General features: G+C 65.8%; 19 protein-coding genes. 14 read left to right on the top strand and 5 right to left on the bottom strand.

Going from position 1 to position 24,991, the window contains the following annotated elements; translation table 11 throughout:
• Nucleotides 1-444: 444 nt before the first annotated feature.
• The 3 genes from AC57BR_RS20945 to AC57BR_RS20935 all read left to right on the top strand — a co-directional run bounded on the left by AC57BR_RS20945 (nucleotide 445) and on the right by AC57BR_RS20935 (nucleotide 2,354).
• Nucleotides 445-762, top strand: a complete 318-nt coding sequence (locus AC57BR_RS20945) for a hypothetical protein (protein ID WP_496364102.1) — start codon at nucleotides 445-447, stop codon at nucleotides 760-762.
• Nucleotides 759-1,307, top strand: coding sequence for a hypothetical protein (locus tag AC57BR_RS20940; RefSeq protein ID WP_496364100.1), 549 nt, complete (start codon nucleotides 759-761; stop codon nucleotides 1,305-1,307). The genes AC57BR_RS20945 and AC57BR_RS20940 overlap by 4 nt, the downstream gene beginning before the upstream one ends.
• A 369-nt stretch (nucleotides 1,308-1,676) precedes the next feature.
• Entirely contained in the window at nucleotides 1,677-2,354 is a 678-nt protein-coding gene (locus tag AC57BR_RS20935; RefSeq protein WP_496364098.1) for a hypothetical protein, read from the top strand.
• A 98-nt stretch (nucleotides 2,355-2,452) separates the two neighbouring features.
• Here the strand turns inward: AC57BR_RS20935 and AC57BR_RS20930 are convergent, their stop codons facing one another.
• Nucleotides 2,453-3,667, bottom strand: coding sequence for an MFS transporter (locus AC57BR_RS20930; protein WP_496364096.1), 1,215 nt, complete (start codon nucleotides 3,665-3,667; stop codon nucleotides 2,453-2,455).
• A 217-nt stretch (nucleotides 3,668-3,884) separates the two neighbouring features.
• On the opposite strand from AC57BR_RS20930, the gene glgX reads away from it, so the two are divergent.
• The 8 genes from glgX (at nucleotide 3,885) to AC57BR_RS20890 (ending at nucleotide 11,522) form a co-directional block, all read left to right on the top strand.
• Nucleotides 3,885-6,050 carry a glycogen debranching protein GlgX gene (gene glgX, locus AC57BR_RS20925; protein ID WP_496364094.1) on the top strand — a complete coding sequence of 722 codons (2,166 nt, stop codon included), beginning with the start codon at nucleotides 3,885-3,887 and terminating at the stop codon, nucleotides 6,048-6,050.
• 252 nt (nucleotides 6,051-6,302) lie between these two features.
• On the top strand, nucleotides 6,303-6,581 hold the full coding sequence (locus AC57BR_RS20920; protein WP_496364092.1) for a hypothetical protein: 279 nt from the start codon (nucleotides 6,303-6,305) through the stop codon (nucleotides 6,579-6,581).
• A 205-nt stretch (nucleotides 6,582-6,786) separates the two neighbouring features.
• Nucleotides 6,787-7,665, top strand: coding sequence for a hypothetical protein (locus AC57BR_RS20915; protein ID WP_496364090.1), 879 nt, complete (start codon nucleotides 6,787-6,789; stop codon nucleotides 7,663-7,665).
• Between the two features lie 10 nt (nucleotides 7,666-7,675).
• Nucleotides 7,676-8,335: a class F sortase gene (locus AC57BR_RS20910; protein ID WP_496364088.1), complete on the top strand. Its 660-nt coding sequence runs from the start codon at nucleotides 7,676-7,678 to the stop codon at nucleotides 8,333-8,335.
• A gap of 211 nt (nucleotides 8,336-8,546) precedes the next feature.
• Nucleotides 8,547-9,209 carry a SipW-dependent-type signal peptide-containing protein gene (locus AC57BR_RS20905; protein ID WP_496364086.1) on the top strand — a complete coding sequence of 221 codons (663 nt, stop codon included), beginning with the start codon at nucleotides 8,547-8,549 and terminating at the stop codon, nucleotides 9,207-9,209.
• 24 nt (nucleotides 9,210-9,233) lie between these two features.
• Complete coding sequence (locus AC57BR_RS20900; RefSeq protein WP_496364084.1) at nucleotides 9,234-9,836, top strand: SipW-dependent-type signal peptide-containing protein; 603 nt, start codon at nucleotides 9,234-9,236, stop codon at nucleotides 9,834-9,836.
• Between the two features lie 17 nt (nucleotides 9,837-9,853).
• Nucleotides 9,854-10,390 (top strand): signal peptidase I, encoded by a 537-nt coding sequence (locus tag AC57BR_RS20895; RefSeq protein ID WP_496364082.1) that lies wholly within the window; start codon nucleotides 9,854-9,856, stop codon nucleotides 10,388-10,390.
• 442 nt (nucleotides 10,391-10,832) lie between these two features.
• Entirely contained in the window at nucleotides 10,833-11,522 is a 690-nt protein-coding gene (locus AC57BR_RS20890; RefSeq protein WP_496364080.1) for a hypothetical protein, read from the top strand.
• Between the two features lie 73 nt (nucleotides 11,523-11,595).
• Here AC57BR_RS20890 and AC57BR_RS20885 read toward each other — a convergent pair whose 3' ends face one another.
• Entirely contained in the window at nucleotides 11,596-12,435 is an 840-nt protein-coding gene (locus AC57BR_RS20885; protein ID WP_496364078.1) for a phosphatidylinositol-specific phospholipase C/glycerophosphodiester phosphodiesterase family protein, read from the bottom strand.
• 303 nt (nucleotides 12,436-12,738) lie between these two features.
• Complete coding sequence (locus tag AC57BR_RS20880) at nucleotides 12,739-14,721, bottom strand: APC family permease (protein WP_496364076.1); 1,983 nt, start codon at nucleotides 14,719-14,721, stop codon at nucleotides 12,739-12,741.
• Nucleotides 14,722-15,112: 391 nt separating this feature from the next.
• Between AC57BR_RS20880 and AC57BR_RS20875 the strand changes: the two genes are divergently transcribed.
• On the top strand, nucleotides 15,113-16,567 hold the full coding sequence (locus AC57BR_RS20875; protein WP_496364074.1) for a TrkH family potassium uptake protein: 1,455 nt from the start codon (nucleotides 15,113-15,115) through the stop codon (nucleotides 16,565-16,567).
• A complete protein-coding gene (locus tag AC57BR_RS20870; protein ID WP_496364072.1) occupies nucleotides 16,560-17,252 on the top strand; it encodes a potassium channel family protein in 693 nt (230 codons plus the stop codon). Before AC57BR_RS20875 ends, AC57BR_RS20870 begins: the two co-directional genes overlap by 8 nt.
• Nucleotides 17,253-17,270: 18 nt before the next feature.
• Here AC57BR_RS20870 and AC57BR_RS20865 read toward each other — a convergent pair whose 3' ends face one another.
• Nucleotides 17,271-17,660 (bottom strand): hypothetical protein, encoded by a 390-nt coding sequence (locus AC57BR_RS20865; protein ID WP_496364070.1) that lies wholly within the window; start codon nucleotides 17,658-17,660, stop codon nucleotides 17,271-17,273.
• Between the two features lie 378 nt (nucleotides 17,661-18,038).
• Nucleotides 18,039-19,913 carry an O-antigen ligase family protein gene (locus AC57BR_RS20860; RefSeq protein WP_496364068.1) on the bottom strand — a complete coding sequence of 625 codons (1,875 nt, stop codon included), beginning with the start codon at nucleotides 19,911-19,913 and terminating at the stop codon, nucleotides 18,039-18,041.
• A 285-nt stretch (nucleotides 19,914-20,198) separates the two neighbouring features.
• Here AC57BR_RS20860 and AC57BR_RS20855 point away from each other — a divergent pair, with 285 nt between their 5' ends.
• The gene (locus AC57BR_RS20855) at nucleotides 20,199-24,845 is read left to right on the top strand and encodes a beta strand repeat-containing protein (RefSeq protein ID WP_496364066.1); all 4,647 of its coding nucleotides are present in this window, start codon (nucleotides 20,199-20,201) and stop codon (nucleotides 24,843-24,845) included.
• Nucleotides 24,846-24,991 lie beyond the last annotated feature (146 nt).

Below are 24,991 nucleotides of genomic sequence, written 5' to 3'. Positions count from 1 at the left end.
CGGGTCCCGGCAGAGTTGCGGGTTTGGGGGCCGGCGACCCTTCCAGGGCGGCCCGGCCAAAGGCCTGGGGGTTGCCGGCCCGGCATGTCAGGGGGGTGCAATGCCGGGCCGGCCAGCTGGCTAAACGACCACTCGCGGCTGTGGCGTCGGACCAGATAGAAAGATCGTGCCAGCGGTACCTAGGAAAATCCCGTTTAACCTTGGGGAACGCGGACCCCCAACCCGGCAGCGGCCGCTCGCCGCCGGGGGCTGGTGACGCGCCTTCCGGCTGGGGGGACCTCACCCTCCCCGCAGTCCAAGGTTCACCGGTAAATCCACCATGGCGCCCGGGAACAATAGCGGCAGAAGGTACATCCTCTTGCCAACGGGGATTGCCGGCAACGCCGCCGGTCTCAGCGCATGCCGAAAGGGCCCGCGGGGCGGCGCAGGTGAAAGGTAAATAAGATGATGAGCCCGGACCCGTATTCACCCGGTGACAGCCCTTGGCAGTCCCCCACGCCGGAGAGGCTACCTGCCCTGCACGCCGCCGGTGCCTCCGCAGCAGTTCCCGACCCGCCACGGGCCGGCCAACGGCCAGCCCAGCGCGCTCCCCAAGGGGGAATACTGCAGCGCCAGCTGATGCGGCTCATCGGCGAAATCCTTGGCGACGAAGGCCTGAACTCCGAGATCCGGCTGTCGCTGCTCAGGCACATCTCCGAACATCCCGGACACCCCGAACAGGCAATGCTGGCGCATTTGCACGAAATCCGCGACCGAGGATGAAAACCGTAGCCGCCCTCGCGCTATCCGTGGCCGGGATCCTTCTGACCGGATCCGCCGCCCTCACCTTCAATACGCAGGTTTTGAACACCACGCCGGCAGTCACCGGCAACGCGAACAGTGTCCTGCTGCCGAATAACGCCGGCAGGACTCCGACCCCGGCCGCCGTCGTCGGCGCAAAAGCGACGCCGGATGTGGCGTCACTGGTCGTCGGCGGCAGCACAGCGCCCGCCCCCGCGAAGACTGCCGGGGCGCCGGAGTCCCGGGACGAAGCAGGCGGTGCTGCTACAAGAAAGTCCGACGCCGGCCCCGCCGAGACCCAGCCCGGCCGCACCGTCGGTTCCCAGCCCGGCGCCGGTCCTCCCGGGTCCCAACCCGAGGGCACCGTCGGTTCCCAGACCGGGGCCGGCCCCGCCGTCGTCTCCGTCCAGCCAGGCGACGACAAAGGCGGCCTGCGCACCCGCCCGGAACCCGCCGTTGACCAGGGCGGACAGCGCAACGCGTCCGAATCGGGTAGCGACAACGGCGGACACGGTTCGGACGACTAAGACGCAATCCACACGAGGGCGAAAGCCCCCAAAGCGGGCCTTCTACGCATCTGCGGGAGGCCCGCTCACATTGCCCGCACTACACGAAAAGCAGACCTAATTTGCGACCGACGCGCCGATCAATAGAACATGCTTCCTTTGCTTAATCCGTAAATCAACCTGTATCGTATTCATTTAGGTAGCCCGAAACTCCTCCGGAGCCACAAACTCTCGGAGCCCCCGCCCTGCATCGCAGCGCGCCAGCCACTCCCGGCACCCAGGAAAATCCCCAACCCAGCCCAGCAGTTCCCTGCTGTCCGGAACTTCCGGTCAGCCCAGCTCCCGGCACCACTCTCAGGGGAGCACAACAGTGATGAAAGGCCGGCATTTATGATCGCCGACACCCGCACCACCTTGACCCGCCCTGAAACCCGAACCGCGGCAATCTCCGCACCCAGATCCCAATCCCAGCGCCAGTTCGTTCCCCGCCGCAACCGCGCCGTGCTAAGGACTCCCACGTCCCGCAAGCAAACCATCCGGCTGATCCTGCTGGGCGTCCTCTGCACCGCAGGCTGGCTCGCCTCCCTTCTCGTGGGGCACTTCGTGGACTGCGGTCCTGTACTGCACCGCATCGGCCTCGCCGGTCACATCCTCGCCCTCGTGCTCGCCTTCGGCACCATCCTCGTGGTCGACTGGCTGGGCCTGCTGTGGCTCATGGGCAAGGTGCACATGCACGCATCTCCAAAACTGGAACGCGCAACGAAGCCTCTGATCTGGGGCGGCCTGGCACTCCTGCTCGCCTCCGGCGCCCTTATCCAGCCCGACATCACCAACCCGGTGACAGCCGTGAAGCTCGGCTGCGTGCTCATCCTGATGCTGAACGGCCTGAGCATCGGCCCGGCCATGCACAAAATGTTCGCGCTTCCACGGGAAACCAGCTTCAGCGAACTGGGCCGCCGGCTGCGCACGCGCCTGCTGATAGCGCTCAGCATCTCGCAGGCATGCTGGTGGACGGCTGTGCTGATCGGCCTCGTCAACAGCACCCTCCGCCGCTGGGCCGGGACCTAACCAGGACCTAACGGCCGCGCCGCCGCCCAACTGACTCGCAGTAGTTGTCGTTTTCAGCAGTCAAAACGACAACTACTGCGAGTCAGTTGGTAAGTGCGTCAGTAATTTCGGCGGTGCCTGAGCCTGGGGAGCACGACGGCGAACACACCTGCCGCTGCGAACCCCAGTACCCCGGTGGCCGTCACGCCGGCGCCGAGGGAGGCCACGGCCGTCACCGCTGAGAGGAGCACGGGGCCAACGGTGGAGCCGGCGTCGGCCATGAACCGCCAGAGGCCCAGGAACTGCCCGCGGCCGCGGTCGGGCGAGAAGTCGGCGCCCAGCGTCATCACCAGGCCGGAGCTGATCCCGTTGCCGAAGCCGATCAGCAGGGCAACGAGCAGCAGGCTGGTGAACCCGCCCGTGACCGGGATCAGCACCAGCGCCACACCCATGATCAGCGTGGACGGGATGGCCACCCACTGCCGCCCGCGCCGGTCCATCACCTTGCCCGCGGGATAGAAAACCAGCATGTCGATCGCTCCGGAGAGCCCATAGACCAGCGAAGCGTGCGTGGGGTCGAGGCCCAGGTGGTCGGCCCACAGCGGGATCACCACCTGGCGGGAGGCACGGAGGGCGCTCAGCAGCAGAATGCCGATTCCGGCAGTCAGGAAAACGCCGGCGTGCGAGACAGCCACGCCGCGCAAGGTGGGTTCCGGACCGGTCCTGGCAGCGGTCCCATCCACAGCCACCAGGTCGGGGACGTTGATGGCGAGCACGGCGGCAGCAGCCATGCCGGCCACGCCCACCCAGTACGCGCCGCTGATGCCGATGAAAGCCATGGCCGCGGCGCCGATGAACGGACCGATGAACGTGCCGATGCGGCTCACGCCGCCCAGCGTGGACAGGGCACGGGCACGGAATTCCACCGGCACGGCCTCGGTGAGGTACTTCTGCCGGGCCAGGCTGAAGACGGCCGCGGACATCCCGACGACGGCCATCGCCACCGCGAGAAGCCAGAGTCCGTTGCCAATCACCAGGGACAGCCCGGCGGCCAGCAGGGCCAGCGCCCCGGCGGCGGCCGCGCCCACAATCGACCAGCGTTCACCAAACTTCAGTGTGATCATCGAGGCCGGCAGGTTGAAGAACCACGAGCCGAGCCCGATCAGCGTGACGATGAGGGCGGCAACGGCAACGGACGCGCCCAGTTCACGGGCGGACAGCGCCACCACCGGCAGGATCGCGCCCTGGCCGATGCTGAACAGGAGCGCGGGGCCGAACGCCGGAACAGCGATGCCGCGCAGGCTGAAGGGCGGCGGGCTGCTGGGCGGAGTCATCCCCTTCATCCTAGGCAGGGGCGGGACAGGTGCCGCGGAAACACCGGCCCCACGAGGCCAGAATCACAAACAATTTGATATACAACGTCACGGGGTTTCCACCAGAGCTTGGCGAAATTACTAAGTGTGCTTAGCCTTGTGTCAGGGCGAGGCGCGCGGACCCCAACTGGACATCGAGTGTATGGTTCGGAACAACTGAACAGCCGCAGGAGTGATCATGGAAGTCTGGCCGGGCAGCGCGTATCCACTGGGTGCGACCTTTGACGGGATGGGGACAAACTTCGCGCTCTTCAGCGAGGCGGCCACCGCCGTCGAGCTGTGTTTGATAGCCGGCGACGGCACCGAAACCCGCGTGGAACTCCTTGAGGCGGACGGGTACGTGTGGCACTGCTACCTGCCCCAGATCCAGCCCGGGCAGAAATACGGGTACCGGATCCACGGACCCTACGACCCCGCCAGGGGCCAGCGCTGCAACCCCAACAAGCTCCTTTTGGACCCGTATGCCAAGGCCGTCGCCGGGCAGGTCCACTGGCACCCGGCGATGTTCTCCTACAACTTCGGCGATCCGTCCTCCCGCAACAACCAGGACTCGGCGCCGCACACGATGCTGGGCGTGGTGATCAACCCGTTCTTCGACTGGGCCGGGGACCGGCCGCCCCGGATCCCCTACCACCGCTCCGTCATCTATGAGGCACACGTCAAGGGGCTCACGGAGCTGCACCCCGAGGTGCCCAGGGAGCAGCGCGGCACCTTTGCCGGCGTCGCCCATCCCGCCGTCATTGCGCACCTGCAGCGGCTGGGCATCACGGCCATCGAACTCATGCCGGTGCACCAGTTCGTCAATGACGGGACGCTGCAGGAGAAGGGCCTCACCAACTACTGGGGCTACAACACCATCGGCTTCTTTGCGCCGCAGAACACCTACAGCTCGATCGGCCAGATGGGCCAGCAGGTTCAGGATTTCAAGGCGATGGTCCGCTCACTGCACCGTGCGGGGATCGAGGTGATTCTCGACGTCGTCTATAACCACACGGCGGAAGGGAACCATCTGGGACCCACCATGAGCTTCAAGGGGATCGACAACGCCGCGTATTACCGGCTGCTGGACAACGACAAGCAGTACTACGTGGACTATACGGGCACGGGAAATACCCTGAACGTGCGGCACCCGCACTCCCTGCAGCTGCTGATGGACTCGCTACGGTACTGGGTCACCGAGATGCACGTGGACGGGTTCCGCTTTGACCTCGCCGCCGCTTTGGCCAGAGAATTTTACGACGTCGACCGGCTCTCCACGTTCTTCGAACTGGTGCAGCAGGACCCGATCGTGTCGCAGGTGAAGCTGATCGCCGAGCCGTGGGACGTCGGCCCTGGCGGGTACCAGGTGGGCAATTTCCCGCCGCAGTGGACGGAGTGGAACGGCAAGTACCGCGACACCGTGCGCGATTTCTGGCGCGGCGAGCCGGCCACGCTGGGCGAGTTCGCGTCGCGGCTGACCGGGTCGGCGGACCTGTACGAGCGGTCGGGGCGGCGCCCGGTGGCATCGATCAACTTCGTCACCGCGCACGACGGCTTCACACTGCGCGACCTGGTCTCCTACAACGAGAAGCACAACGACGCCAACGGCGAAGGCAACCGCGACGGCGAATCCCACAACCGCTCGTGGAACTGCGGCGTGGAGGGGCCCACGGCGGATCCGAAGGTGCTGGCGCTCCGGGCGCGGCAGCAGCGGAACTTCATTGCCACGATGCTGCTCTCGCAGGGCGTGCCGATGATCCTGCATGGCGACGAGCTCGGCCGGACGCAGCAGGGCAACAACAACGTCTACTGCCAGGATTCGAAGCTCAGCTGGGTCAACTGGGACGCCATCGACATGCCGCTCATGGATTTCACGGCGGCAGTGAACCGGCTGCGCGCCAAGCACCCCACGTTCCGCCGCAGCACCTTCTTCGACGGCAGGCCGGTGCGGCGCGGCAAGGGCGAGAAGCTGCCGGACATCGTGTGGCTGAACGAGGACGGCATGGAGATGCTCCCCGAGGACTGGGGCCGCGGCTTCGGCCGGACCATCGGCGTGTTCCTCAACGGCGACGGCATCCAGGGCCGCGACGACCGCGGCCGCCGCATCACGGACGTGAACTTCCTGCTGTACTTCAACGCGCACGACGACGACATCAAGTTCACCCTCCCCTCCGGTGAGTTCGCCGAGGCCTGGGACATGGTGATCAACACGGCCGGTACCGGAGTGGAACGCGGGCCGATTGACGCCGGCTCGGTGCTGAAGGTCGCCGCGAAGTCCATGGCGGTGCTCCGCGCCCGGGACCTGACGCAGCCCGAACCCAACCTCTCGGTGGCCCCCGGCCTCCAGTCCCCCGGCCCCGCCTGACCCCTCCTCACCTCCCGCCGCCCCTTCCCAAACCCCTCCTCACCTCCCGCCGCCCCTTCCCAAACCCCTCCTCACCTCCCGCCGCCCCTTCCCAAACCCCTCCTCACCTCCCGCCGCCTACCGGCCGGCGTCAAGGCAGGTCACGCGGAAATCACCCGGCGGAAACCATCCGGCAATGTGGCAGCCCCATCCTGAAAGAGCGCCAACGGCGCATCACGATCGAAGCGCCGACGGCGCCAGGACGGAGCCTTCATGCACGATTCAGCCGCGACCGACAGAGCGGCCGGTCGCATTATCGACTGCCGCAGCCTCTCCCCCGGCGACATAATTGAGGCCCGCTACAACGGGCAGCTTTACTACATGGGGACTGTGACGGAAACCGTGCCGGTCCTGGGCATGTTCTGGATTCTCGAGGCCAGGACCGGGAGCCGGAAGCTCCTTGATCCGCTGGCCCTACACGTGGTCCGGCGGGCGACCGCCGGCACGGCCGGCAACGCCACCGGCGGCCCAAGTCCCGTCCTAGGTCAGTGACGTTTGCCACGAACGGCATTGGATATGTATTTTTGCTCTCACAGCAATCTTCCGGGCGGCATTCAGGTAAAACTGAGGTCTCGCCGTCGTACTCCGGATGGTTAGCAGTACGAGCGTCTCTTGCCCAGCCGGAATCCGCTCTGCCGCCCGCTGTACCGCCGGGGCTGTCCCGGCGGCCACTTTCGTGTTTGGGGGACGCCACACCATGACCGTATCCAAATGGGTCGCCGCCGGTTCGTCAGCGGCCGTGTTCGCCGGCGGGCTCCTCATCGGAGCCCCCCCAGCCGCCGCAGCACCGGGCGATCCCGCCTGTGTGCAAGCCTCCACCCAGTTTGAGGCTGCCCTCTCTGCCGCCGGCATCACTGAAGCCACAATTGCCGATCTCGAGTCCAAGGCCGCAATCACGGCGGACGCCGAGGCGGGTTATCTCGCGATGGTCGAAGCCGCCGGGGCAGTCCCCGCCGCCGAACTCGCGACAGCACAGGCAGCGCTGGACGACGCCATCGCGGCAACCGATGCCGCCGAGGCTGCGGAGGAAGAGGCCGAGGATTCGGGCGATCCGGCCGCCATAAGTGCTGCCCAGGACGCCACGGCAGCGGCCGAGGACGCTGAGGACACAGCCCGGCAGGCTGTGACGGACCTGACCGCGGCGTACGACGCGGCCATCAACACGCCGGAGATCATCGCAGCCCGGGACGCTTTCAACGCAGCGGCGGCTGACTTCGATGCAGCGCTGGCCGCCGTGTCGCTCGATGAAGCTTCCGCCGCCGACCTCGCGGGCCTCTTCGAGGCCTTCCTCGCAGCCTGCAACCCGGACTCCACCGGGGTTGATCCGGTGACACCGCCGGTATCGGCGCCGGGAAGCACGACGCCGGCCGTTGCCAATGCGGTCAACGAGACTCCCGCCGGCGGTGGCACCGCGTTGGCCGCCACGAACAAGGGCCTCAACGTGCAGACCGCGGCAGAAGCCGAGCCGGGCGTCCACCCCGGGCTGGCACTCCTCGCAGGGCTCTTGGCAGCGGGCATCGCCGTGCCCGCGGCCGTCGCCATGAGGATGCGCCGCCTGGAGCGCAGCCGCAACTAGGCAGTTCACCTTGGAACCGCGGACGACTTCCAGCCGGCGCCGGCCCATCCGCCGGCGCTGGCTTGCCGTGCCCGCAGTTGCTGCGGCGGGTTTGGCGGCCGCTCTCTTCCTGGCGCCGTCGAACGCTGTGCCCCCAAGTGGCGGCAGCGCCGCCGTCGTACCTTCAGCCGTTCCTTCGGTGGTGGGTTCCCCGGGTGCCGCGCCCGTTGCCCGCAAGGCGACGCGGCCGCTGGCGGCGGCGCCGACGTTAGTGTCGATCGACGCCGTCAACCTGAACGTGCGGGTCCTGCCGCTGACGCCGACTGCAGACGAGCTGGCTTCGGAATCGCTCGTGCCGCCACTGACTCTCGACGCTTACTGGCTGACCAGCTACGGCGTGCCGGGTGCGGGATCGACCAATACGACATACATCGTGGGACACAGCTGGGACGGCCGGGATGCACCGTTTAATAGGCTCAGCGACAAATCCCTCGTGGGCAAGGCCGTCACGGTCACCACGGCGAAGGGCGCGCTGAAGTACGTGGTGGATTCGGTGACGACGCACGACAAGAACACCCTCAAGGACAGCGAGATCTGGAACGTCGTGCCCAACCGCGTGGTGCTGATCAGCTGCTACACCGAGGACCCGTGGGGCAAGAACGTGGTGGTCACGGCCTCCCCCGCCCCATAGCAACGCTCCCTCACCTTTCGCCGCTTGTTGCAGGACGCTCCCTCAGCTTTCGTCTCTTGTTTCCGGACGCTTCCTCACCTCAAAGCAGGCTTGATCCAATCTTGTTGGAATCCTGCGCGGATCTTAGGCGTGAGGAGGCAGGCAAGTGAGAGCGCCGTGACAGTATGTATCCGGTTCGAAAAAATCAGACAAAAAATTCCTGGGGGGAACAATGTCCACGACCGAAATCACACCTGCCATTACCTCGCCTTCTGATCGCAATTCGAAGCGCAGGAAGGCGAAAGCGATTCTTGCCGGCGGCCTTGTGCTTGGCATAGGTGCAGCAGTAACTCTCGCCGCTTGGAACGACTCGGAGTTCGTCCTTGGGGAATTCGGCGGGGGCCATTTCAAGATGTTGGGCAGCACAGCCGCCAACGAAACCCCTGTCAATCACGATGACGCAGATTCAGGCGCCGAATTGAACTTCCAAATCAACGCCGCCAACCTAACGCGAAGTCAGACGGTCGCTGCGGCCTACGCTGTCCAGCTTGACGCGGCCACCGGCTACGCAGCAACAGTCAGGGTCAATTCCGCTGAGGGTTCGGGCGACGCCGAGAGCAGCCTCAAGTACGGCATATTCACAGTTGGTGGCTGGACTGACTGCACGCCATCCGCCACGGCGGCGTCCACGTCGGGAACTCAGATTGTTCCGGCAGGAACGAACCTCGATTCCGTGGCCAACGCAGTAGCGTTCGATTTGGCTAAATCCTCCAATGGCACAGACCCCGGCTCGCCCGTCTACCTGTGCTTCCAGGTGACGGCAGACAGCACCCTGGTACAGGACAAGGCTGCCGTGGCAACCTGGGAGCTGCTTGCGGAGTCGAAAGCCTCCTAAGACGCCTTGCCCTTGCGCAAACACGTGAGACCACTGTGGCATCGCACCTACACCCGTGTGCGCGCGGTCCTCGCTGGCGCCCTCGTCCTTGGCGTGGGCGCCAGCGTGACCCTCGCGTCGTGGACTGACTCCGAGTACGCAGCAGGCACATTCACGGCCAGCACGTTCCGGCTTGAATCCAGCACACTTCCCAACCTCTGGAAGGACAGCACCGCAGACGACGCTTCCCTTGTTGTCAGCGCGGGTGGAATGTCCCCTGAAGCGTCGAAATATGCGTGGTTAAAGATCCGCACCACAGCCGCGTCAACCGTCGGCGGGAGCGTTAGCCTGACAAGTTCGACGCCCGTCGGGGACTTGTCCCCCGCGCTGGAGTACCGCGCGGTGCTGACGGCCTCAACATGTGATTCGAGTGCCTTCTCCAGTGCGGCGACGTACATAGCCGGGTCCTCGTCCTCGTACCTGCCGACGACGTTGGCGCCGGGAACGGCTGTCGTGTCGCCCATCGAGCCGGGCGCCGGCAGCGAGCTCCGGTACTGCTTCGACGTGAGAATCAAGGCAGGGGCAGACAACAGCTTCCAGGGCAAGTCCGCCGCGGTGACGTGGGTCTTCACAGGGACATCGGCCTAGCTAATGAAGGAGCAATCATGAGCGGAGCGAGCATGCGGGGCCGGCTGGGCAACGTGTTCCTCAACATCGCTGCCCTCGGCGGCACTGTCTGCATCATCCTGGCGATCCTTGCCTTCTTCTTCCAGATCACCCTGATCATGTTCAAGACCGGCTCCATGAGCCCGACGATCCCTGCCGGCTCACTCGCCGTCGTAAAGAAGATCCCTGCCTCGGAAGTGCGGGTGGGCGACGTCGTCACGATCGACAGGCCGTCCGCGCTCCCAGTGACGCACCGGGTCACCTCCGTGACGCCGTCGGCGGACGGCGCAGCCAAGATCACGATGCGCGGCGACGCCAACCCAACCGACGATCCCCTGCCCTACGAGGTCACAACAGTGCGTACCGTTCTCTGGTCCGTGCCGGAGCTCGCCTATACGGTCCATGCCGCTAATAACCCCATCGTCCTCGGCAGCTTGACTATCGTTATGGCCGGTGTGGTGACGTGGGCATTCTGGCCGCGGGAGGAGCCCCGACGCCGTCGGAGTGAAAGCGAGCCGCTGGAAGCGGCGCCGTGAAACGGAAGCGCCTCGCCGTCGTCGGACTGCTCACTCTTGCTGGTGTCCTTTTAGTGGCTCCGCCAGAGCCGACGACGGCGGCCTGGACACTGCAGCAGCAAGCGCGCGGGACGTTCACGGCCGGGACAGTCATGCCGCCGACATCACTCACCTGCAGTGGAGGTCTTCTCAAGAACGCTTCATTTTCATGGAGGCCGCCGACGGAGGGACTACTGCCGATCAGCGGTTATGAATGGACGCTCACGCCCCAGGGCGGCTCGCCCTCTGCTCCGAATGCGACAACGAACACTACTGCGCCCATGCCTCCCGACATCCTCAACGCTGGCACGAGCACGTTTTCTTTGGTCGCGGTGGGACCTGGGGGCTGGAAATCAGCCGTGGTGCAGGGGACCATCTACCGGCTCGCAGCAGTTGGCCTCCCCGTGTACTCGAGCTGCACAACATGACACCCGAACCCGCCAAGCCAGACCCGACGGCCAACGGCCCAGACCGCGAGCCCCTCACTCGCAAACAGAAGGCATTACTCTTCCTGAACTCCCGCCGTCGAAGGTTCTGGGCTGGGCTCACATTCTTCGTCGTCTGGCTCCTGCTCCAAGTCCTCTTCGACGGGTCGGAGAAGTTCCCGCTCAACCTGGTTCCCAATTTCTTCCTGTACGCGGGCGGCGCGCTCCTTGTGCTCCTCTGGACGAACGGGTCCGTCCTGAACCAGCCGGCCCCTCTCCCCATTGGCATCATGCGCGGCACCGCCACAACCCGCTTCATGAACGACGAGACCTGGGAGACAGAGTTGTCTCTCGCCGAAACCCAGGAGGCTCTGGTCCGGCTCTTTCAACAGCCAGGCGCCGAGGCGCGCGTCATCGGCAGGACTGTTTGGGTGCAGCTCGGCAAGGACTGGCACGCCGAGGAATGGTGGCACCGCGAAGCCGCCCCGCAAATGAAACGCAGGGGGCCGGTCCACTTTTTCCTCAGCGCCACGGACGCGGGTACAGCCATCACCGCCTTCAGCAAGGACCGCCGGCTTGCCGGGATGCACGACGTCGTCCGCCTCTCGGATGAGATGAGCGCCACCGCGGTGAAACTGGCCAGGAACGCAACCGAAAAGCGGTACGACGACGAGGGCAGGGAGCGCTAAGCTCCCGGCCCCCGGGTCCCGAGGCCCGAGGCTCGACCCCCGGGTCCCGGGTCCCCGCCCGAGAAAATCCGAGCTACTTGCTCAGAAACCCGTCCAGTGCGGGAAGGTCGTCGGTGTTGATGTGGTCGACGCCGGCATTATGCAGCTCGGTCCACATCGCATCGCGCGCTGCGCCCGGCTGGTCCGGCGTCGCCCAGAACCGCACCCGGTACCCATTGGCGTGGGCCGTTTCCACGTACGCGCGCAGCCTGGCGCGCTCTGTCTCGGGCATCGGCCCGACACCCTGCCACGTGAACAGCTTGGTCCAGTTGTCGCTGACCAGCGGCATCAGCCCAGCCGGCATCCCCGAAGCCAGATCAGCCGACCGGCCGTCGTAGAAGCCGAACCGCTTGTCCGCTGCCTTCATCGTGGCGAGCGGGCGGTTGCCGCTGATGACGGCGGTGACCGGCCCGGTCGAAACCTTGCCGTTGGCGTAGCGCGTCATGAGCGCCGGGTGCTCCGCCAGTTCCTTTTCGACGGCCGCGTAGGTCGTTTCGCCGTCGCTCTTGATGTCGATCAGAAGTTGCAGGCTGCCGTCCCAACCCGGGTAAACACTGTGGCCCTGCTGCCGCGCGAGTTTGTCCAGCGGGTCCAGGTACAGGCTTTCGAGGGTGACTCCGGCCCGCGCATCAACCAGGTCATGCGCCACGCGCAGCTCGCCGTCCACCAGCCAGACGTCCGCCTCCACACTGGTGAATCCGTGCTTCAGCGCGTCGAGCAGCGGCCGGTCGTGTTCGTAGTCGTTGTGCGCGTGCGCTGCTGCATGCGGCTCCCCCAGCACGACGGCGGCATCCGGCGCCGCGGTGGACGGGGCGGCGATTCCGGCGAGCGCCGTTAGGGCGACGAGGGCAGTGACGGTGCTTTTGAGCAGCACAGGGTTCTCCTTCAGTGCGGTTGAGGACGCGGCCGCGCTTCCCGGATTGGGAACGTGCGACGGCGTGCCCCACCACCCTGCCCGCCAGCAGCTAACGCTTGCCCACTGTCGGCTGACGCCTCGGTGAACAGGACATGTCGTGCGCCGCCGGTTGAGCCTGTACAGGCTCGATCAGCGATGAGGGAGGGTCAGGAAAAACCCGACCAAACGTGAGGACGCGTCAGGACAAACCCGACCAAACGTGAGGAAGGGTCAGGACAAACCCGACGAGAGGTGAGGACGCGTCAGGAACCCGCGGGCGGGTTAGCCGACGTGGATGCCGGGGCGGCGGGCGGGGTCGGGCTCGTTTTCGCGGATGATCTCGCGGACCACGGGGGCAGTGTCGCCGCGGCCCAGCAGCAGGTAGCGCATCAGGTGGGCCAGCGGGTTGCCCTCTGCCCACTCGAAGTACGCGTGCGGCCGGACTCCCGTGGCGTCGCGCAGGGCGAGCAGGATTGCGGCGATGGCGTTGGGCGCGGCAGGGCTCTCGGTGCGCAGGACGCGGTGCCCGTCCACCTCGACGCCCCGCACCGTGAGCACGTCACTGAAGCCCGACGGGTCCGTGACGTCGATCTCCAGGAACATCACGTCAGCAGTGCCGGGCACCGGGTTGTTCTCCCGCTGTGCGGCCTCCTTCTCCGCATACTCCTTGGCGTCCCTGGCCTGCGGGCGGTTGGCGATGATGTTGATCCGCCCGTCGTAGTCAATCGTGTCCGTCACAAAGCGGCGCGCGGCCTCGTCGAACTCGATCCGGTCCACCCGCAGCTCCGTGGTCCGCGAGACACGGGACACTAGGGACACCACCACGATGCCCAGGATGAAGAACCCGGAGATCGCAATGCCGTCCGGCTTCTCGATCACGTTCTCCACCAGGGCGTAGAGCATCACGAGGGTCAGGATGGTGAAGCCGACGGCGGCCCCGCGTTTCTTCTTGCGCGCGGCGGAGATGCTCACGGCCACCGCGCCGGAGACCATCATGAACAGGATCCCGGTGGCGTAGGCGCCGGCCTGGGCGTTGACGTCGGCCTTAAAGCCGATGGTGATGAGGATGCTGATGGCCGTGTACACCAGGACCACGGGCCGCACCGCGCGGGACCAGTCCGGAGCCATGCCATAGGAAGGAAGGTACCGGGGCACGATGTTGATCAGCCCGGCCATCGCGGACGCGCCGGCGAACCACAGGATCAGGATGCTGCTGACGTCGTAGACGGACCCGAAGCCGTTGCCGAGCCGCTCATGTGCCAGGTACGCCAAAGCACGGCCGTTGGCGGGCCCGCCCTCCTGGAACGCCTCGGCCGGGATCAGCACGGTGGTCACAAAGCTGCTGCCGATCAGGTACACGCTCATCACCACAGCCGCCGTCGTGAGGAGCTTGCGGGTGTTGCGGATCCGGTTTCGCAGCATCTCTTCCGGGGAAGAACCGGAAGCCTTCACCAGGGGCATCATGCTGACGCCGGTTTCGAAGCCAGAGAGGCCCAGCACCAGCAGCGGGAACGCGAGGATCGCGGGCCCGGCGATGTTCCCAAAACCGCCGCCAAACGAACCAAGCGAAGCCATCCAGGCGGCGACGGCACCCGGCTGGGTGACGGCGTCGTAAATTCCGGTGCCGATGATAACCGCGTTCAGCAGCAGAAAGACGCCCACCAGCGGAATGGCCACGGCCACCGCCTCGGAGAAGCCCAGCAGGAACACCCCGCCCAGGATCAGCAGCATCACCACGGTGATGGGGATGGCCTGGCCCTCGAGGAACGGCGGGAGGTACGGGTTCTCCAGCATGTGCACAGTGGCGTCGGCGGCGGACAGGGTGATGGTGATGATCCACGACGTCGCCACGAACCCCAGCAGCACCAGCACGAACACCTTCCCGCGCCAGAACGGCAGCAGGTTCTCGAGCATGGCCACGGACCCCTGCCCGTGCGGGCTCTCGTGCGCCACCCACCGGTACATCGGCAGCATGCCCAGCAGCGTCAGGGCCACGATCAGCAGCGTGGCCAGCGGCGACAGTGCCCCGGCGGCGAGCGCGGCGATGCCGGGGAGGTACGACAGCGTGGAGAAGTAGTCCACGCCGGTCAGGCACATGACCTTCCACCAGCTCTGCTGGTGCCCGGTGCCCTCGGCGGACTCCGGCCCCACCGGCTGGTGCACCTTGTGCTCCAGCAGCCATCGGGTGAACGCACCGCCGGGGCCGTTCTCCCGCTCGGGGTTGGGCACGCTGGCCGGAACGGAGTATTGGGCGGGTGCGGTCATGAAGTGTCTTTCTGGATTTGGGGAAGGTTCGCCGTCGGGCCGCTGTAGAGCGGCGGGAACGGCTTACCCGCCGTCGGACCGCGGGAGAGGCGTCCGACGGCGGGGGCTACTTCGTTGCTCTGATGAGCCGGTAGATCATGTAGCCGGTTACGCCGATCCCGAGGATCAGCCACAGCAACGGGGCGCTTTCGGTCAGCATGGCAGGACACGGCCTTGCGTGCTTGAGGTGGCCACGGGGTCCTTCGATTCACATGGGCAGTTTGCTGATGACCACGGGAGCCTAGCACCGGCCGGAATCCGAAAAGCGCCAAAACCGGGGATCTTAACGCTTTCTTAACGCCTCGTCCTTCACACCGGCCCCAGGGATTACCCCGGTGGTAGCGTGACGCGTATGCGCGACGTTCCCGCCCCGAAGGCCCGGCCCGCGGACCTGACGGACCGGAGGACCGGAAGAACGGGCCGCGGCTTCGCCGGACTGTGGCCCGGCGGCTCCAAAGTCTTCCCGCGCATCCTCAACGTCTTCGCACCCCAGCACCCCGCCCAGGTGATCGTGCTCGGGTTCGCCGCCGCAGTCGCCGTCGGCACAATCCTGCTCATGCTGCCCATCTCACGGAACGGCCCCGGGGGCGCATCATTCCTCGATGCCCTGTTCACCTCCACCTCGTCCGTGTGCGTCACCGGGCTGATCACCGTCGATACCCCGGTGTACTGGAGCGGGTTCGGCAAGGTGGTGATCATGACGCTGATCCAGGTCGGCGGGTTCGGGGTCATGTCCTTCGGCACGTTGCTAGGGGTGCTGATGGCCCGCCGGCTTGGGTTGCGCTCACGGCTCTCGGCGGCTGCGGAGACAAAGAGCACCGGCTTCGGCGACGTGCGCCGCGTGCTGCTCGGGGTGCTGACCATCAGCCTCACTGTAGAGATTGTGCTCGCGGGGATGCTGGCCGCCAGGCTGGTCGCGGGCTACGGCTACGAGCCCGGGCGCGCCCTGTGGCACGGCGTCTTCCACGCGGTGTCCTCGTTCAACAACGCCGGTTTCGCGCTGCACACGGACAACCTCATCGGGTTCGCCGGCGACCCGTGGATCTGCCTGCCCATCGCCGCCGCAGTGATCATCGGCGGCCTCGGCTTCCCGGTCCTGTTCGAACTGCGCCGGCAGTACCAGCGGCCCATCCACTGGAGCATGAACACCAAGCTGGTCCTGGTGGGCACCGCCGTGCTCCTCACCGCAGGCACCGTCTTCATCACCGCCGTCGAATGGTCCAACCCGGCCACCCTCGGCGCGCTGAAGCCGGGCGAGCGCATCCTGGCCGGGTTCTTCCAGTCCGTCATTACCCGCACGGCCGGGTTCAACAGCATCGACATCGGGCAGATGCATGAGGTGTCCTGGCTGGGCATGGACATCCTGATGTTCATCGGCGGCGGCCCGGCCGGCACCGCGGGCGGCCTGAAGATCACCACCTTCAGCGTCCTGTTCTTCATCCTTCTGACGGAACTGCAGGGCGGCACGGCCGTGAACATCTTCGGCAAACGCCTCTCCCGGGCAGTGCACCGGCAGGCGATAACCGTGGTGCTGCTGGCCATCGGGCTAGTGGTGGGCTCAACGATGTTCCTCATGATCATCACCGATTTCGGCCAGGAGCGGATCCTGTTCGAGGTGATCTCCGCGTTCGCCACGGTGGGCCTGTCCACCGGCATCACAGCCGCCATGCCGCCGGCGGGCCAGGTGGTACTGATCCTGCTGATGTTCATCGGCCGCCTCGGCCCCGTGACGCTGGGCGCCGCACTGGCACTCCGCGAACGCCCGCTGCTTTACGAGTACCCCAAGGAAAGGCCCCTCATTGGCTAAGAACTTCTTCTCCCGTTCACCCGAATCCGCGGCACAGGCGGATTCGGTGGTGGTCATCGGACTGGGCCGGTTCGGCGGGTCGCTGGCGCTGGAGCTTGAGGCGCAGGGCACCGAGGTGCTGGGCATCGACTCCAGCGAGGACACCGTGCAGTCCTACAACGGCCGGCTCACCCACGTGGTCCGGGCGGACTCCACCAAGGAGGAGGTGCTCCGCCAGCTCTCCGTCCACGAGTTCGACCGCGCCGTGGTGGGCATCGGCAGCGACATCGAGGCGAGCATCCTGACGACGTCGCGCCTGCTCACGTTCAAGAAGCCGCAGATCTGGGCCAAGGCCATCAGCGAGCCGCACGCCGAGATCCTCAACCAGCTCGGCGTGGACCACGTGATCCGCCCCGAGCACGACATGGGCAAGCGCGTGGCCCACCTGGTCCGCGGCTCGCTGCTGGACTACGTCGAGTTCGAGGACGACTTCGTGATGATCCGCACCAGCCCGCCCAGCGAGGCCCGCGACCGTCCGCTCGGGGTGCTGGGCCTGCGCGACAAGTACGGCATCACCATCGTGGCGGTGAAGCGCCCCGGTGGCATCTGGGGCCACACCACCGCGCAAACCGTCCTGTACGACGACGACCAGATCATCGTGCAGGGCAGCAAGACGCAGGCGGAGCGGTTCAGCAACATGACCTAGAGTTTTGCCGGCGGCCGGTTACCGCGTGGCCGGCGCCTCAATAAAGACCACCTGGCTCAGGCTCTTGACAGGCCTCCGCCTCCGGGCGGCAGGCTTGGCGACGGCGTTAGCCGGGTTCCCGGCGTCGGACGTCAATTTCCCGGCATCTGTGGAATGCCCGGCATCTGTGAAATGCCCGACGGCGTTTGCCGCCTTTCCGGCCGGGATCCGCCGCACGCTGAGCTGCTCAAGATCCAGAAGCCGGCGGGCGCCGGTCCGGGCGTCGATGATCCAGAACAGGTCGATGTCCCGGAGCGTGCTGCTCACGGTCCCCTGGTGCGCCAGCCGCCCGCGGTGCCAGGCCTCAACCTCGTCACCCACCTCCAGCTCCGCGCTGGACTGCACTTCAAGCTTCACATCTTCGTTCACAGCCAGTCCCCTCCATTGGAATGTTGATGGCACCAGCCTGCACCAGGATGTTTTCCAAAACGTTTCACATTGGTGTTTGCCGTGGGTCATTCCTGTTTCCGGCTGCGCCTGCGAGCGCACCGCGACGCTACTGGCGGGTGTCCCAGTGTTTTTGGTCGTCGCCAAGCGTCCAAAGAATGGCCATTGCGTGGAATTCCTCGGGAATTGTTCGGACTCGAAAAAATGGACCGCTAATAACACGCCCAAATTACGGCAAGGTCCAAATTAGAAAAAACTGCGCCAATCTTGATGGTTTCCTGTGGCATTCTTAGCTTGAGCACCATCGCGGGCGGACGTATTTGGTAATTCATGGCTACTCGGCCTCGGGATCGTGGAGTATTAATTCCCCGCCAGGGAATCTGCCCGCTGACTCGCGGCCAAGGCCTCCTGTGCGTGGCCGAGCCGCTGATGGATATTCGCCAAAATACGCCACGGCGTCTCCAGGGACGGGTCCAGCGAAGCCGCATGCTCAAGATCGGCGATGGCTTCGGCTGGACGACCCAGGCCGAACTGCGCCACACCGCGGTGGACGTAGAGCGCCGTCGAATATGGGGCGTCAGCGACCAGGGCATCCAGCAGGTCCCTGGCCGCCGGAACGTCGCCGCTGTAAAGGTAGCCGATAGCCAGGGCCGTGCCCGCCTCCTGCGAACCGGGCGTCCGTTCCCGGGCGAGCCTTCCCCATTCCACGGCGCGCCGGGCCGCCTCCTGGTCTCCCGCCGTCGCCGGGTCGGCGAACGCCTGGGCTGCGAGCAGTGCCGTGTCACTGTCCCATGGTCGAAGCTGCCTGGCCTGCACAAATGCCTGCTGCGCCCCGGCATTGTTCCCCGTAGCGGCCGCCCGGGCTCCGGCACCCATGGGCCATTCCGCAATGGCGGCGGGAACGGCAACGGCCAGTGCCGCGAGGGCCAGGACTACGCCCGTCAGTCGCGGAACCGCCCGCATTTTGCCGGCAGCAAGGGCCGGGAAGAACCGGTTCCGGGCGGCTACGCCAGGATTCCCGCCGTCGGACGCCAACAGCCCTCCGCACAGGAAGGCAACAAGGCCCGTGGTACCGATCGAGGTGAAGTGGGTGAGCAGGGCCAGCGCGTAGGCTGCGACAGTTACCAGCACCACGGCGAGGTACCTGCGGTCTGCCGCCACCGGCGTGTCCAGCAACCGGCGGACCAGAACCAGCACTGACACGGCGATCAAAGCGAGAACCAGCACCAGCAGCGGAACCCCACCCGCAGCCAACAACTGCAGCGGCCAACTGTGGGGCGAGTCCGCAGGAAAGCTGTCGCCGACAGTCCGCGCCCATTCCCCGTTAAGGTACTCGGGAAACGCGTCCACGAATCCGCTCGGACCCACGCCCGAGACTGGATGGTCGGCGATCAGCCCGAGGCTCCTCCCCCACAGCAGCCACCGTCCATCCACCGTTCCGGCGGACAGCAGCCGGTCCCGGGCAGCGGGCACCAGAAGCACGACGACGGCGAGGCCCGCCACAGCGACCGCGGCTCCGGCGGCGATTTTCGGCCCGGACCAGGACCTGTCCTTCATCCAGGTGAAGGCGGCGAACACAGCCACGATCAGGAGCGCGGCCAGCGCAGCCCGGGATCCGGAAAGGACGGCAACTCCGGCGCCAGCCAGCAGACCCGCGCGGCGCAGCCAAACCTGCCAGGTCCCGTCCGGCTCGCCCTGCGCGGCCAGGACACCGGCAATCACGACGCCGGCCAGGCCTTGGTCTGTTGCGTTGCCCAGCGTCGCTCCCGGCCTTACGTCTTCAGCGCCGCCCAGAGGGCGCAGACCAGCGCCTTCCAGCGCGGCTATGACGAACAGGGCGATGCCGGCACCGGCCAGGGACAGGCTGAGTAGGGCGCGCCGCGGACTCGCGTCGGAACCGCCGAGGATTTTTGCACCCACCGCGAAAACCGCCACGTACACCGCCAGTGTCAGCAGGCCCTCATAACGGGGCCACCGGCCCCCGATACTCGCAAGAGGCGTGTCGGAGAGCAGCATCGCGACGGCGATCCACAGCACGCAGGCTGCCACCACTGCCTTCACTGCCAGCGGGAGGCGCGCCCCAACCGGCGACAGCAGGCCGGCAACTACGGCGAGGATGACCACCACGAGCTTGACCCATACGAAGCGGAACAGTCCGCCAGGCTGGAAGGCCAGGAGAGAGGCGGCCATCAGGAGGATGCAGGCCCCGGGAAGACGGGAGATTACTCGTTCCATGCGCGCCTGCGGCCTTTCCCCCGAAATTGTTCCTAACCAACAATAGCCGCCTGACGCGCTCTCTTTTCGGTCAGGCGGGGAAAGCAATAAATAAACCATGGGCGTTACACATTCGTTGGACAAACTCGCCGGGAAAGTTAGACTGAGGCGTTCTTTGACAATTTAGAGTGGCGGCCGCGCCGTTGACTGGCCCATGGGGGGATAAAAATGCTCGTTAGGAGCGGGCGATTCCGTTTAAGAATCGCATTGTTATTGTCAGTACTTTCGGCGCTGATAGTCACGGGGTTGGCACCGGCCAACGCAGTGGACCTGTCGGACGCCTCCATCAGCGGAAAGATCACGGCACCAGCGGGCGTTGATGCGGCCGCTACAAGTGTCTACGCATATACAGCCGATGGATACACGAACGCCGGCGACAGCCAGGTTAACGCTGACGGCACCTACACCATCAACGGACTGCCGGCAGGTGCCTACAAGGTCCAGTTCGGCGGTTACAACTCCGGCGCACTGGACCAGTGGTACTCCGGGGCCTCGTCCTTCGAAACCGCCACCCCTGTCGCTGTCGCGTCAGGCGAAAGCCTCACGGGAATTAACGCCAGCATGGCCAAGGCTGCCACCATCAGCGGCCGGATCACTGTCCCTGCAGGTGTGGACCTCGGTTCGGTCAACGTTGCCGCCCAAAAGGCCGGGAACGAGTGGTATCAGGCAACCGGCTGGGTTAACCCGGACGGCACGTACACAGTCCGCGGCCTGCCTGCCGGCAGCTACAAGATCCAGTTTGCGGGCGGAAACTCCGGTGCGGTTACCCAGTGGCATGCGGCGGCGACGTCCTTCGATACTGCCACGCCTGTCACGTTGACGGCCGGCCAGGATCTGACCGGGATCAATGCCACCCTCTTGCGGGGCGCGTCCATCAGCGGCATAGTTACGGTTCCGGCCGGGCTCGACGCCAGCAGCACACGGGTCGAGGCATTGGACAGCGCCGGAAACGGCGCAAGCACGGCCTACGCCAGCGCCGATGGAACATACAGCCTGCGTGGCCTCCCGGCGGGCAGTTACAAAGTTCAGTTTTCCTCTTATGGCAGAGGTCTGCTGCAACAGTGGTATCCCGGTGCTTCGACACCTGATGCAGCCACCCAGGTTGTCGTCACGGCAGCCCAGGACCGCACCGGGATAAACGCAACCCTTGTCACTGGCGGTTCGATCAGCGGCACGGTGACCGCGCCCGCCGGAGTCGACCCCGCATCAGTCCAAGCCACGGTCTACGAGGCTGCTGGTCCAAACCCCAATTACGTCGGAAGCTCACAAGTAAACGCCGACGGCACATACAGGGTGGATGGACTTCACTCCGGTAGCTACAAAGTGCAGTTCCTCGGGATGAACAGCGTTCTGATGGAACACTGGTATGACGGTGCCTCGTCCTTCGAAACAGCCACTCCGGTAGCCGTTACGGCCGGCCAGGACCGCGCCGGGATCAACGCCGCTTTGGCGAAGGGCGCATCCATCACCGGCAACGTCACCTCCGCCGCAGGGGTGGACCTGGGCGGGGTGTGGGCGTACCTCTACGAAGCGGACACCGTTTCATTTGCACGGGCAGTACAGGTCAGCCCGGACGGCTCCTACCAATTTGCGGGCCTCAAAGCAGGATCGTACAAGCTCCAGTTCAGCCCGGGCAGCTCCGGGGCATTCGAGACGTGGTACGGCGGCGCGTCCACATCAGATGCAGCGGCTGTCATTACAGCCAGCGCCAGCCAGGAGCTGGCTCTGGACGACACCGTACTCGTCAAGGGCGCGACCATCAGCGGCAAAGTCACGGCACCCGCCGGTGTAGACCTTTCCGCAGTGTCCGTCTACGCCTACAACGCGAACAACCCTGTGTCCTATCCCCTTTACTCAAGCGTGCAGGCAGATGGCAGCTACAAGCTCACGGGTCTCTCCGCGGGCAATTACGTCGTCCAGTTCTCGGGGTACAACTCCGGGGCACTGGACCAGTGGCACGCGAACGGCACTTCACGTGAAACGGCCACCGTCCTGCCCGTAGCCGCGGGCCAGGACGTCACCGGCATAAACGCCACCTTGGTGAAGGGTGCAACCATCAGCGGTAAAGTCACCGTTCCGGCCGGGGTAACCCTGTCGGGCGTAACGGTGTCCGCGAACGGAGATGAAAGCCCGTACGGCACGCATGCAAGTGTGAACGCCGACGGCACGTACAAGGTCAAGGGCCTCCCGGCCGGAACGTACAAGGTCAAATTCTCCAACTACAACTCCGGTGCGATGGATGAGTGGTACAACAACGTCCAGACCCAGGCCGCGGCCACACCCCTCGTCCTGGCAGCAGGCCAGGACAAGGTGGCCATCGACGCCACGCTGGCGAAGGGCGCAACCATCAGCGGCAAGGTCACACTTCCAGCCGGCGTGACCTACTACAACGTCAACGTCACCATTTTCAAGGCTGCAGACAACTCCCCGGTGATGTCGACCGAGCTCAACAGCGACGGAACCTATGCGCTCCGCGGACTCCCGGCCGGCAGCTATAAGCTGCAGTTCGGCGGCTACAATTCGGGCGCCCTGATGCAATGGCACAACAAGGCCACTTCCCTGGCCACGGCCACTCCAGTGACGGTCACCGACGGCCAGACCCTCACGGCCATCAACGCCACCCTCGTCAAGGGCGGCGTGATCAGCGGCAAGATCACAGCTCCGGCGGGCACCCGGCTGAATGCGTCGCAAATCGTCGCGACGAAGACCGGAACCATCGATGATTCGTCCGTCTACGGTTGGGTCAATCTGGACGGCACCTTCAGCATCATTGGACTGGAGACCGGCTCCTACAAGCTGCGGTTCCTCGGCGGCCAGAGCGGCGCCGAGGACCTCTGGTATGGAGGATCAACACCCGCCACCGCCAAATCCATAGCGGTGACCACGGGCCAAACTGTCGCTGGCGCGAACATGACGGTTGTTACGGGGGCGACCATCAGCGGCAACGTCTCCGGGGCAAGCGGCCAGCCCGGCTACCTGCTCAGCGTCCTGGACGCAGCTGGCAAGCTGGTCAAGAACAGCTACTCGGATGTGGCCGGCAACTACAGCGTGGTCGGCCTCGCCGCGGGATCCTACAAGGTGGCGTTCAACCGCTCCAGCGGGTTCACCCAGGACGAGGCGCAGTACTACCAGAACCAGCCGGAATCCGCTGGTGCGGGGCAGGCACAGTCCATTCCGGTAACCTCCGGGCAGGCCGTGCAGAACGTCAACGCCAGCCTCACAGCCGGTGGTTCCGTGACCGGCACCGTGCTGGACAAGGCCAGCAAACCGGTAGTCAACGCCCTGATTCAGGCCTACACGCCGGACGGTTCGCTGGTCACCCGCAGCGCGGGAACCAGTGCCACCGGCAAGTACACCCTGAAGGGTCTTACCACCGGCAGCTACATCATCAAGGTGCACGGAGCCTTGTCGGGACGCGGAGACCTCTACTCGGGCAACAAGGGCACCGAGGCCACGGCAACGAAGGTCAGCGTTGTCAGGAACAGCGCCACGACGCACGACCTGTCCTACGCGGCAGTTGTGCAGACCCTCACCGCCCCCACTCCAACGGTCAAGGGGACGGCCAAGATGGGCTCCACGCTGACGGCGACTCCCGGAACCTGGGGTCCCTCAGGAGTCGCGCTGAAGTACCAGTGGAAGGCCAACGGCGTCGCCATCACCGGCGCCACCGCCACCACGTTCAAGCTGGCCGCGGCACAGGTGGGCAAGACGCTGACGTTCAGCGTGACGGGCACCAAGACGGGATACACCACGGCGACCAAGACCTCCGCCGCCACCGGCACGGTCATGGCCCTCAACCCCGTCCTGACCGCGCCGACCCCCAGGATCACCGGAACGGCCAAGGTGGGCTACACCCTGACCGCCGCTCCGGGAACCTGGGGGCCGGCACCCGTCACCCTGAAGTACCAGTGGAAGGCCAACGGCGTCGCCATCACCGGCGTCACGGCTGGCACATACAAGCCGTCGTCGGCGGTGGTCGGGAAAACTATCAGCGTGACGGTCACCGGCAGCAAGGCCGGCTACAACACCGCGGCCAAGACGTCGGCACTCACCGCAAGGGTCGCCGTCGGAACCCTGACGGCACCGGTTCCCAAGATCACGGGAACCGCGAAGGTGGGCTACACGCTGACGGCGGTCCCCGGCGCCTGGGGTCCGGCTCCGGTCACCCTCAAGTACCAGTGGAAGGCGAACGGCGTCGCCATCACCGGCGCCACCGCCAGCACCTATAAGCCGGCTGCGGCCGTGATCGGCAGGACCATCAGCGTGACGGTAACCGGCGCAAAGGCGGGCTACACGACGGCGGCCAAGACGTCGGCACTCACCGCGAGGGTCGCCGTCGGGACCCTGACCGCTCCGGTTCCCGTGATCAGCGGAGCCGTCCGGGTGGGGTCCGCGCTCACGGCAACAGGCAGCTGGGGTCCGGCTCCGGTCACCCTGAAGTATCTGTGGAAGGCGAACGGCGTTGCCATCACGGGCGCCACGGCAAGCACCTACACGCCCACAACCGCGGTGCTGGGCAAGACCCTCACGGTGACTGTGACGGGTTCCAAGGCCGGATTCACCACGGTTGCCAAGACCAGCGCGATGTCGGTCAAGGTGGCTGCCGGGGTGCTGACTGCGCCCGCGCCCACCATCTCGGGTTCGCCAACAGCGGGATCGGTCCTCACGGTTGTTCCTGGGGCGTGGGGGCCGGCGCCGGTCACTCTGAAGTACCAGTGGTACCTCAACGGAATGCCTCTTTCCGGGGCCACCGGCACCACCTATACGCCGATGCTTCCCGGAGACGCGATCGGCGTCAGTGTCACAGGCTCCAAGCCCGGCTTTACGACGGCGGTGAAAACCTCCGCCAAGACGCCGACAATCACGGTGCGTGAGCCGGCTCCGGTCGGCTAACCCTCGTCATAGACTACGGCCAGACGAACACGGCAGGGCCGCTGCGACTCCATCAGGGGTTGCAGCGGTCCTTCCGTTTTGATCCGTCACAAACGCTCTAAAGTGTGATCCGCGTCATAGTATGGCGGGGAATGTATTCTGCTGCT

This window comes from Arthrobacter sp. BGA-UO-ETr-C19 (assembly GCF_059568005.1).
This window is presented reverse-complemented; position numbering and strand designations above follow the sequence as displayed.